The sequence below is a fragment of the Burkholderia latens genome, assembly GCF_902499045.1.
In the GTDB taxonomy this organism is placed as follows: Bacteria; Pseudomonadota; Gammaproteobacteria; order Burkholderiales; family Burkholderiaceae; genus Burkholderia; species Burkholderia latens.
Genome location: NZ_CABVPL010000071.1, coordinates 18728 through 29269, shown reverse-complemented (window position 1 = coordinate 29269; position 10542 = coordinate 18728). Strand labels below are relative to the sequence as shown.

At 69.9% G+C, this 10542-nt stretch carries 10 protein-coding genes and 1 pseudogene; 5 read left to right on the top strand and 6 right to left on the bottom strand.

The window, feature by feature from the left end; translation table 11 throughout:
• A pseudogene (locus tag BSE24067_RS30385) lies at positions 1-194 on the top strand (hypothetical protein); the annotation flags it as partial.
• On the opposite strand, the gene BSE24067_RS30380 reads toward BSE24067_RS30385, so the two are convergent.
• Both BSE24067_RS30380 and BSE24067_RS30375 read right to left on the bottom strand, forming a co-directional pair.
• Positions 191-556 carry a zinc ribbon domain-containing protein gene (locus BSE24067_RS30380; protein WP_151068572.1) on the bottom strand — a complete coding sequence of 122 codons (366 nt, stop codon included), beginning with the start codon at positions 554-556 and terminating at the stop codon, positions 191-193. The pseudogene BSE24067_RS30385 and the gene BSE24067_RS30380 sit on opposite strands and share 4 nt — an antisense overlap.
• A gap of 10 nt (positions 557-566) precedes the next feature.
• A complete protein-coding gene (locus tag BSE24067_RS30375; protein WP_420883522.1) occupies positions 567-2750 on the bottom strand; it encodes a heavy metal translocating P-type ATPase in 2184 nt (727 codons plus the stop codon).
• Between the two features lie 30 nt (positions 2751-2780).
• On the opposite strand from BSE24067_RS30375, the gene BSE24067_RS33155 reads away from it, so the two are divergent.
• From BSE24067_RS33155 to BSE24067_RS30365, 3 genes are all read left to right on the top strand, one after another.
• Complete coding sequence (locus BSE24067_RS33155) at positions 2781-3182, top strand: hypothetical protein (RefSeq protein ID WP_420883521.1); 402 nt, start codon at positions 2781-2783, stop codon at positions 3180-3182.
• Between the two features lie 52 nt (positions 3183-3234).
• Entirely contained in the window at positions 3235-3666 is a 432-nt protein-coding gene (gene cadR / locus BSE24067_RS30370) for a Cd(II)/Pb(II)-responsive transcriptional regulator (RefSeq protein ID WP_151068570.1), read from the top strand.
• A gap of 68 nt (positions 3667-3734) precedes the next feature.
• Complete coding sequence (locus tag BSE24067_RS30365) at positions 3735-4307, top strand: PadR family transcriptional regulator (protein ID WP_151068569.1); 573 nt, start codon at positions 3735-3737, stop codon at positions 4305-4307.
• A 24-nt stretch (positions 4308-4331) separates the two neighbouring features.
• On the opposite strand, the gene BSE24067_RS30360 is transcribed toward BSE24067_RS30365, so the two are convergent.
• From BSE24067_RS30360 to BSE24067_RS30345, 4 genes are all read right to left on the bottom strand, one after another.
• Positions 4332-5762: an FAD-binding oxidoreductase gene (locus BSE24067_RS30360; RefSeq protein WP_151068568.1), complete on the bottom strand. Its 1431-nt coding sequence runs from the start codon at positions 5760-5762 to the stop codon at positions 4332-4334.
• Positions 5763-5777: 15 nt separating this feature from the next.
• Positions 5778-6566, bottom strand: coding sequence for an ABC transporter substrate-binding protein (locus tag BSE24067_RS30355; RefSeq protein ID WP_151068567.1), 789 nt, complete (start codon positions 6564-6566; stop codon positions 5778-5780).
• A gap of 114 nt (positions 6567-6680) precedes the next feature.
• Positions 6681-7835, bottom strand: coding sequence for a pyridoxal phosphate-dependent aminotransferase (locus BSE24067_RS30350; protein WP_151068566.1), 1155 nt, complete (start codon positions 7833-7835; stop codon positions 6681-6683).
• Positions 7836-8063: 228 nt separating this feature from the next.
• The gene (locus BSE24067_RS30345) at positions 8064-8732 is read right to left on the bottom strand and encodes a TetR/AcrR family transcriptional regulator (protein WP_174904963.1); all 669 of its coding nucleotides are present in this window, start codon (positions 8730-8732) and stop codon (positions 8064-8066) included.
• Positions 8733-8854: 122 nt separating this feature from the next.
• Between BSE24067_RS30345 and BSE24067_RS30340 the strand changes: the two genes are divergently transcribed.
• Positions 8855-10507 carry an acyl-CoA dehydrogenase family protein gene (locus BSE24067_RS30340; protein WP_151067544.1) on the top strand — a complete coding sequence of 551 codons (1653 nt, stop codon included), beginning with the start codon at positions 8855-8857 and terminating at the stop codon, positions 10505-10507.
• Positions 10508-10542 lie beyond the last annotated feature (35 nt).

Below are 10542 nucleotides of genomic sequence, written 5' to 3'. Positions count from 1 at the left end.
GCTCGGCGCTCGGCGCTCGGCGCTCGGCGCTCGGCGCTCGGCGCTCGGCGCTCGGCGCTCGGCGCTCGGCGCTCGGCATTCAGCATGATCCGCGCGACGTGATACCCATTGCAGGCGCCATGCCGTCGCCGAAACCGGCTGAACCGGCTGAACCGGCTGTCGCGCCGGCAACGAAGCCGGCAATCAAGCGTTAGCCGACCTGCATCCCGCAGCCGGAACAAAACCGCGCGTCGGCGGCCAGCGCCGCGTGACACCTGCTGCAGCCCTTGCCTCGCTGCGATGTACCGCATTGCGCGCAAAACCGCGCATCAGCCGCATTGAGCGCGCCGCAGCCTGCGCACGCGAGCTGTCGCAGCGGCACGTTGTTGCCGGAACCACCCCGCGCATTCGCCGGTGGCTGCCTGCCCCACCCGTGACGATCGCGGCCGAGCACATCGTGGCTGCCATGGCCTTCGCGGCCCGCGCCCCCGTGATGCGCGCGTCCATGGCCGGTGCCGCCGTAATCGCCACCGTGACCACCACCGTGCCCGCCCAGAATCCGCTTCAGAAAGCTCATCGCCCGCTCCTCATCGCGTCGCCGCCGCGCGATCGAACACGCCCGTTTTCGACAGCAGCCGCAACCCGTTGCCGACCACGATCAGGCTCGCGCCCGCGTCGGCGAACACGGCCATCCACATCGTGCCGAGCCCCGCGACCGTGAGGCCGAGGAACACGACCTTCACGCCGAGCGCGAAGCCGATGTTCTGCACCAGCACGCGATGCGTCGCGCGCGACAGCCGCACGAACGCGGGGATCTTGCGCAGGTCGTCGTCCATCAGCGCGACGTCGGCCGTCTCGATCGCGGTGTCGGTGCCCATCGCGCCCATCGCGAAACCGATGTCGGCGCGCGCGAGCGCGGGCGCGTCGTTGATCCCGTCGCCGACCATCCCGACCGCGCGCGCGCCGCCCGCCGACAGTTCGTCGACCGCCGCGAGCTTGTCCTCGGGCAACTGGTTGCCGCGCGCATCGTCGATGCCGGCCTGCTGCGCGATCGCCTGCGCGGTGTGCGGGTTGTCGCCCGTCAGCATCGCGGTGCGGATGCCGAGCGCGTGCAGGTCGGCGATCGCCGCGCGGCTGGTGTCCTTGATCGTGTCGGCCACCGCGAAGATGCCGAGCACGCGCGTGTCGTCGACCAGCATCACGACGCTCTTGCCTTGCCGCTCGAGCGCGTCGAGCTTCGCCTCCAGCGCCGGCGAGCAGCGCTCGAGTTCCTCGACGAGCCGATGATTGCCGAGCCAGTAGCGCGCACCGTCGATGGTGCCGCGCACGCCGCGGCCGAGCAGCGCTTCGAACGCCTGCACATCGGCGAACGTCGCCGTCTGCGCATCGCGTGCCGCCGTCGCGATCGCCTGCGACACCGGGTGATCGGAGCGCGCCGCGAGGCTCGCGCCGAGCTGGCGCACGCGTGCCGCATCGGCGTCCGTCGCGTGCAGGTCGAAATCGGTCTGCACCGGCTTGCCGTGCGTGATCGTGCCGGTCTTGTCGAGCGCGAGCCATGCGAGCTTGCGGCCCTCTTCCAGATACACGCCGCCCTTCACCAGAATGCCGCGCCGCGCGGCCGCAGCGAGGCCCGACACGATCGTCACCGGCGTCGAGATCACCAGCGCGCACGGGCACGCGATCACGAGCAGCACCAGCGCACGGTAGATCCAGTCGTGCCACGCGCCGCCCGTCACCAGCGGCGGCACCACCGCGACCAGCAGCGCGATCGCGAACACGATCGGCGTGTACACGCGCGCGAACTGGTCGACGAAACGCTGCGTCGGCGCCTTCGCGCCCTGCGCCTCCTCGACCGCGTGGATGATCCGCGCGAGCGTCGAGTTGGCCGCGAGCGCCGTCACGCGATAGTCGAACGAGCCCGACTCGTTGATCGTGCCCGCGTACACCGTGTCGCCGGTCGTCTTGTCGACCGGCAGGCTCTCGCCGGTGATCGGCGCCTGATTGACCGTCGAGCGGCCGGCGACGACCTCCCCGTCGAGCCCGATCCGCTCGCCCGGCTTCACGCGCACGATCGCGCCGAGCGCGACTTGCGCGGCTTCGATCGTGCGCCACGTGCCGTCGGCGTGCTGCACGGTCGCCGTGTCGGGCGCGAGCTGCATCAGCCCCTGGATCGCATTGCGCGCACGATCGAGCGACTTCGCCTCGATCAGTTCGGCGATCGTGAACAGCACCATCACCATCGCCGCTTCCGGCCACTGGCCGATCACCATCGCGCCCGTCACTGCGATGCTCATCAGCGCGTTGATGTTCAGATTGCCGTTGCGGATCGCGATCCAGCCTTTCTTGTAGGTGGAGAGTCCGCACGCGAGCACCGCCGCGAGCGCCAGCACCGCCGACAGCCACACCGGCAAGCCGGCCCAGCTCACGGCCTCGGACGCAATCGCAGCGGCGCCGGCCAGCGCGAGCGGCCACCACGGCTTCGCAGGCGGCAGCCCCACAGGCGCGGCCGGCGCGTCGGCCGACGCGGCCTCCGGCGTCATCCCGAGCGTGCGGATCGCGCTTTCGATCGCCGGCTGCGCGCCCGGCACGTGATCGACGGTCAGCATCCGCTGCATCAGGTTGAATTCGAGCGCCGACACCTGCTGCATGCCGCCGAGCTTCTTGCGGATCAGCGTTTCCTCGGTCGGGCAGTCCATCTGCATGATCCGGAACGCGGAGCGCACGTGACCCGACGCGGTCGCCCGCGCGGCCGGCAGCGGCGCGAGCGTCACCGCGGCGGGCGAGCAGCACGCACCGGCCGCGTGGTCGTGGTCGTGGTCGTGGTCGTGGTCGTGGTCGTGGTCGTGACCAGCATGGTCATGTGCCGCGTGGTCATGCGAACATGCGGCGCCGTGCTCGAGTCCGTCACCGTGCGCATGACCGGCGTGATCGCCGTCGCCGTGATTATGTTCCGTGCCGCGCGCGGCCCCATGACCGTGCCCGTCGTCATGGTCGTGACCACATTCGTGCCGCTGCGCGCCCGGCTTTGCCGCATCACCGTGCGTGTGCCCGCCGGCCGCCGGCACCGTCTCTGCAACGGCCGCCGTATGCGTGGCGCGCGAATCGGCGCAGCACGCATCGGCGCCGTCGGGATGACGGTGTCGTGGGTCGCGGGTACGCTGGGCGTCGGTCATGACAACCTCCTCTGTGGCTTGACGGTGTAGAGTTAACACCCTGAAGCCACTACAAGGTCAACCCTTGCAACGGAGAAAGGTCATGAAGATCGGGGAACTGGCCAAGGCCGCCCGCTGCACGCCGGAAACGATCCGCTTCTACGAAAAAGAGGGGCTGATGCCGGACGCGGAGCGCACCGATTCGAACTACCGCAACTACACCGACGTGCACGTCGAACGGCTGCGCTTCATCCGCAACTGCCGCGCACTCGACATGGCGCACGACGAAATCCGCACACTGCTGCAGCTGACCGACACGCCGGCCGACCCATGCGATTCCGTCAACGCGCTGCTCGACGAACACATCGGCCACGTCGACGCGCGCCTTGCGGAACTCACGCATCTGCGCAACCAGCTCACCGAATTGCGCCGCCAGTGCGTCGGCGAACATTCGGTCGAGGATTGCGGAATCGTGCAGGGTCTCGCGACGATGGAAACCGTCGCGCCAGCCGCGAAGCGCTCTCACCTCGGCTGAAACCCTTGTGAAATATGATGATCTAGTTAATACTAGTTATAGTATTACTAGATATGTCAGCACTACTCATGTCAGCCAGCCGCCCGTCTCCGCTTGCGCTCGCGGTCCTCGCGACGCTCACCGAATCGCCGATGCATCCGTACGGCATGCTGCAGCAGCTGAAGGCGCGCGGCCATGACGAGGCCGTCAACGTGCGGCAGCGCACGAGCCTGTACCAGACGATCGACCGGCTGCTGCGCGACGGGCTGATCGCCGTGCACGAGACCGAGCGCGACGGCGCGTTTCCCGAGCGCACGCTGTACACGCTGACCGAGGCGGGGCATACGGCCGGCCAGGCGTGGCTGCACGCGCTGCTCGCGGAACCCGCCCGCGAGTTTCCGGCGTTCGGCGCCGGCCTCGCGTTCCTGCCGCTGCTCGATGCGAACGATGCGCGCCACCAGCTCGAGCGCCGCATCGCCGCGCTCGAAGCCGAGCGCGAGCGTCTCGAAGCGCTGCGCAACGCCGCGCAGAACGATCAGGTGCCGCGCCTGTTCCTGCTGCAGAACGAGCATGCGCTCGTGCTGCTGAACGCGGAGCTCGACTGGGTGCGCAGCGTCGTCGACCACCTGAAGATCGGCGCGCTGCGCTGGGTCGACGGCTGACGCACCGCCATCGGCCCGCGCCCGTCAGAGCACCTTGCCTGGGTTGAGCACGCCGGCCGGATCGAGCGCGGCCTTCAGGCGCCGCATCAGCGCGATCTCGGCGTCGCTGCGCGCGTGCGCGAGATAGCGGCGCTTGAGCACGCCGATGCCGTGCTCCGCCGACACCGAGCCGCCCATGTCCCGCACGACCGCGTAGACGCAATCGTCGATTGCGTCCGCATCCGCGTCGCGCATGCCGGCGAGCGATACGCCGATATGCACGTTGCCGTCGCCGACATGGCCGAAGAACAGGCACGCGATGCCGGGCCAGCGTTCGCGCAACGCCGCTTCGCAGCGTGCGGCGAACGCGCCGAGTTCGCCGGTCGGCAGGCTCACGTCGAAGTTCGCCAGATGCGGCAGCGCATCGATCGCGAGACCTTCGCGCAACGTCCACAGATCGCGCGCCTGCCGCTCCGACGTCGCGAGCGCCGCGTCGTCGATGAGGCCCGCGTCGAACGCATCCGCGAGCGCGGTTTCCAGTGCGGCGCGCGCGTCGCCGCCCGGCGCGCTCGTCGCGCATTCGATCAGCACCGCGAAGGCGCCGTCGCTCGCGAACGGCGCGGCGACCCCGGGCGTATGACGCGCGACGTAGTCATAGAATGCCGGCCACATCGCTTCGAAACTGACGATTTCCGGCAGCGCGCGCAGCCGGTTCCACAACCCGACGACGGCATCGTAGCCACGCACGCGGCACAACGCGGTGGCCGGCTCCGCCAGCTTCGGATGCAGCCGCAGCACCGCGCGCGTGATGACGCCGAGCGTGCCTTCGCTGCCGATGAACAGCTGCTTCAGGTCGTAGCCCGCGTTGTTCTTCAGCATCCGATTCATCGACGACACGACGGTGCCGTCCGCGAGCACGGCCTCGAGCCCGAGCACCTGCTCGCGCATCATCCCGTAGCGGATCGCGCGCGTGCCGCCCGCGTTGGTCGCGAGCATCCCGCCGATCTGGCACGAACCGCGTGCGCCGAGATCGACACCGAACGTGAAGCCCGCCGAGTCCGCCGCCTCCTGCACGGTTTGCAGCGGCGTTCCGGCGCGTACCGTCATCGTGCCCGCCGCCGCATCGATGGCGTCGACGCCGGTGAAACGCTCCATCGACAGCACGATCTCGCCGCCCAGCGCGACCGCGCCGCGCGCGAGCCCGGTGAGGCCGCCCTGCGGCACGACCGGCTGCCCGAGCCGCGTGCACAGCGCGAGCGTGCGCGACACGTCGTCGACGCTGCGCGGCCGCACCAGCGCGCGCGGACGCACGCCGGCCGGCTCGTTGTACGCGGTGAAGTAGCGCGGATCGATGTCGGCCGACCGCGTGACGAGCGCGTCGCCCAGCGCGGCGACGAGCGCCGCCTCCAGCGCGGCGCCGGCCGGCGGCGCCGTGCCGTGGCCGCCTTGCGCAGCGTCCGTATCGAGGCTCTGCATCAGGCGCAGGCCCGCTTACTTCGTCGAGATGTCGATGTCGCCGAAGTACTTCTGGCCGAGCGCCTTCACGGTGCCGTCCGCCTTCAGCTTCTCGATCGCCGCATCGAGCTTCGTCTTCAGCGCATCGTCGCCCTTGCGCAAGCCGAACGCGATGCCGCTGCCGAGAATCTTGTCGTCGCGCACCGGCTGGCCGACGAACGAGAAGCCCTTGCCGTCCGGACGCGACAGGAAGCCGCGCTGGCCGGCCGGCGCGAGCACCAGCGTCGCGTCCAGACGGCCGGCGACCAGGTCCGCGTACGCCTGGTTCTGGTCCTGGTACGCGACGACCGACACGCCGGCCGGCTCCCAGTGCGCCTTCGCGTAGGTTTCCTGGATCGACGCCTGCAGCACGCCGACGCGCTTGCCCTTCAGCGATTCGGGCGTCGGCAGCAGACCGCTGCCGGTGCGCGCGATCAGTTGCGTCGGCACCCGGTAGATGATCGTCGTGAAGTCGATCGCCTGGCGCCGCTGTTCGGTCGCGTTCATCGCCGAATTGATCGCGTCGAACTTGCGGCCCTGCAGCGCCGGAATCAGCCCGTCGAACGACGTCTCGACCCACTTGCACGACAGCTTCGCGCTCTGGCAAACGGCATTGCCGACGTCGATGTCGAAGCCCTGCAGTTGGCCGTTCGGCGCCTTCGACTCGAACGGCGGGTATTGCGCCTCGAGGCCGAAACGCAGCGTCTGCCCGTCGGCGAGCGCCGCGCCGGAGCCGAGCGCGCACGCGAAGGCGAGCGCGAGTTTCAGGGTGTGTGCATGCTTCATCGTGATCTCCTGACTTGTCGGCCGGCGCCGTGCATCGGCACGTGCGACGGTCCCATCCGTGGCTTGCGAGGCGGCCGTCAAGCTGCCTGCGTGGGTGCGGGCCGCGCCCGCGATTTACAGCGAACGCAACCGCCGCGCGCCTTCGATCAGCGTCGCGTCGTCCTTCGAGAAGCTGAGCCGGATCACGCCGGCGTCGGTGCCGTCGGTATAGAACGCCGACAGCGGAATCGTCGCGACGCGCGCATCGCGGATCAGGCGCAGCACGAAATCGCTGTCGCGCTCGTCCGAGAAATGGCGAAAGCGCGCGAGCATGAAGAACGAGCCTTCGCTCGGCAGCAGCTCGAAACGCGATCCGGCCAGCTCGCGCGCGAGCAGATCGCGCTTGGCCTGGTAGAACGCCGACAGGCCGAGATAGTGTTCCGGCCGCGCGAGGATCTCCGCGAACGCGACCTGCATCGGCGTATCGGCCGAGAACACCATGAACTGGTGCACCTTGCGGATCTCGTCCATCAGCGCAGCCGGCGCGATGCAATGGCCGACGCGCCAGCCCGTCACGTGGAACGACTTGCCGAACGACGACACGATCACACTGCGCTCGGCCAGCTCGCGGTGCCGCGCGACGCTCTGATGTTGCGCGCCGTCGAACACCACGTGCTCGTACACTTCGTCCGACAACACGACGATGTCGGTATTGCGCGTGAGCTGCGCGAGCCGCTCGACGTCGTCGGCGGAGAACACGGTCGCGGTCGGGTTGTGCGGCGTGTTCACGATGATCATCCGCGTGCGCGGCGTGATCGCCGCGGCCACTTCATCCCAGTTCACGCGGAAATGCTCGGGCGACAGCTTGATCGCGACCGGCGTCGCGCCCTGCATCCGCACGATCGGCGCGTAGCTGTCGAACGACGGCTCGAAATAGATCACTTCGTCGCCCGGATGCACGAGCGCGCTGATCGCCGCGTACAGCCCCTCGCTCGCGCTCGCGATCACCGTGATCTCGGTGCCGGGGTCGTAGCGCGCGCCGTACAGCGCCTCCGTCTTCTCCGCGAGCCGCTCGCGCAGCGACGCGATGCCGGCCATCGGCGCGTACTGGTTGTGGCCGTCGCGCATCGCACGCGCGACGCCGTCCACCAGCACCGGATCCGGCGCGAAATTCGGCGCGCCCTGCGACAGGTTCAACGCGTCGTGCTGCGCGGCGAGCTGGCCGATCACCGTAAAGATCGTCGTCCCGACGTCCGGCAGTTTCGAACGGGGCGTGGTGGCGCTTCGCATGACTTCTCCTCCTGATGTCCGTCGGATTTGCCCGCGCGACGCGCGCAGCCCGACTCGTGCTCAGCGATTTAGCCCGAGCCAATATCGGCGGACAATCGAAAGTTCGTCATGGCGTCCATGCATTTTTCTCATGGCCATGGATTCAGGAGCCGCGAACGCATCGTCATGCCTGTCGCCATGCATGCGTATCGGGCATTTCCCTGACGCACGCGGCGGCCTTCCCGCGCGTCACGCGCCGACGGCCGCCAGATAGGCGCGCAGCACGGCCTGCAATTCACCGCGCAGTGCGGCGAAATCGACCGCCGGCCCGAGCGTCAGCAGCGCCTGCGACACGCCGCCGTAGCAAACCGTATGAGCCATCCGCGCGCAGCCGTCGAGCCGTGCGGCGGGCGGCGGATTGGCCGCGTGCGCGAGCGCGTCGCGCCACAGCGCGACATAGGCGTCGTAATGCCGGCGGTACGCGGCGAGCGGCGACACCTGCCGCTCCAGCGTGAACAACGCGCCCCACAGCGCGGCGTCGGCGGCGATCGCATCGATCTGCAGATCGGCCAGCGCAGCCGCGAGTTCGGCGCGCGGCGCGCCGCGCAGCGCGTGCGCCGCGTCGCGCAGCCGGTCGGCGAGCGCCAGCACGCGCCGGTGGATGCACAGCGCGGCGAGACTCTGCTTGTCGCCGAAGTATTCGTAGAAGGTGCCGATGCTCACGCCCGCGACGGCCGCGATCTCGCGGATCGTCGCCTTCGCATAGCCGCGTTCGAGCAAAAGCTGAACGAACGCCTGCTGCAGCGCATCGGACGTCGCCTGCGCGCGCGGCTGCCGCGGCCGGCGGCGCAACGCGGGCGCGGGTTGCGCCGCCGGCTGGCCGGGCGGCGCCGGAACCTGAACATGTCGCGGCGGCATATTTGCTACTCTGAAATTCAGCGGGGAACACGTTCGGCCGGGAGCCTGCGCGCGCATGCACGCCGGCAGCGCGGCACCCGGCGGGCCGGCCGACCGCGAAGCACGACACCGGAGACAACCCGATGACCGAAGCCACCCATGCCGTCACGAACCAGTTCGACGAACTGGTCGACTATAACCTCTTCGCGACCGACGTCGCGCTGCGCGACGCGCTCGCGCGCGCGGGCGCCGACTGGGCCGTGCCGCAGCTCGACGCGTACGGCGCGCGGCTCGGCAGCGCCGACACCGCGCGGCTCGCCGACGAAGCCAACCGCCACACGCCGGAGCTCAACGCGTTCGACCGACGCGGCCGGCGCATCGACCGCGTCGACTTCCATCCGGCATGGCACACGCTGCTCGGCATGTACCGGCGCGAAGGCTTCGTGTCGCTCCCGTTCCGCGACACGCGCCCGGGCCGCTGGGCCGCGACCGCGGCCGGCTTCTACCTGCACGGCCAGATCGAGGCCGGCACGCTGTGCCCGGCGACGATGACACAGGCCGCGATTCCGGTGCTGCAGAAGGAACCCGTGCTGTGGGATCTGCTGCGCGACAAGCTGTACAGCGACGATTACGATCCGCGCGACGTGCCCGTCGCCGACAAGCGCTCCATCTGGTTCGGGATGGGGATGACCGAGAAACAGGGCGGCTCCGACGTGCGCGCGAACACGACGCTGGCGACCGCCGTCGGCACGGGCGGCCGCGGCGGCGAATACCGGCTGCGCGGCCACAAGTGGTTCTTCTCCGCGCCGATGTGCGACGCGCACCTCGTCGTCGCGCGCACCGAAGCCGGCGGCCCGTCGTGCTTCTACGTGCCGCGCTGGCGTCCGGACGGCACGAAGAACGCGGTCGAGATCCAGCGGCTAAAGAACAAGGTCGGCAACCGCAGCAATTCCAGCAGCGAGATCGAGCTCGACGACGCGTGGGGCATCATGCTCGGCGACGAAGGGCGCGGGATCCCGACCATCATCGAAATGGCGACCTGCACGCGGCTGAACTGCGTGCTCGGCAGTGCGGCGATGCTGCGCCAGGGCGTCGTGCAAGCGATCGCATACACGCGACAGCGCCACGCGTTCGGCCGCGCGCTCGCCGAGCAGCCGCTGATGCGCACCGTGCTCGCCGATCTCGCGCTCGAGAGCGAGGCCGCGCTCGTGCTCGCGATGCGGCTCGCCGACGCGTTCGAGCGCGACGACTCGCCGCGCGAACGCGCATGGAAGCGGATCGTCACGCCCGCCGCGAAATTCTGGGTCTGCAAGCGCGCGGTCGAGCTGACCGGCGAAGTGATGGAGGCATTCGGCGGCAACGGCTACGTCGACGACGGCCCGATCGCGCGGCTGTTCCGCGAAGCGCCGGTCAATTCGATCTGGGAAGGCTCCGGCAACGTGATGTGCCTCGACGTGCTGCGCGCGGTGTCGCGCGAGCCCGACGCGGCCGCCGCGCTCGTCGCCGAACTGTACGACCTCGGCGCCGGCGAACCGCACATTCGCGCGGCGCTCGATGCGTTGCGCGCGACGCTCGCGGCGCCCGCCGATGCGCTCGAGGCATCAGCTCGCGTGTTCGCGCAGCGGCTCGTGCTCGTTGCGCAGGCGTGCCTGCTGCGGCGCGACGCGCCCGCGGCCGTTGCCGATGCGTTCATCGCGACGCGGCTCGGGGCGCCCGACTGGGGCCGCATCGCGGGCGGCTTCGATCCGCATGCGCTCGACGTCGCCGCACTGCTGCAACGGGCCTACCCGGCCTGATGCCCCGCTCGTCCGTTCTCGCTGCCAGGAGGCTC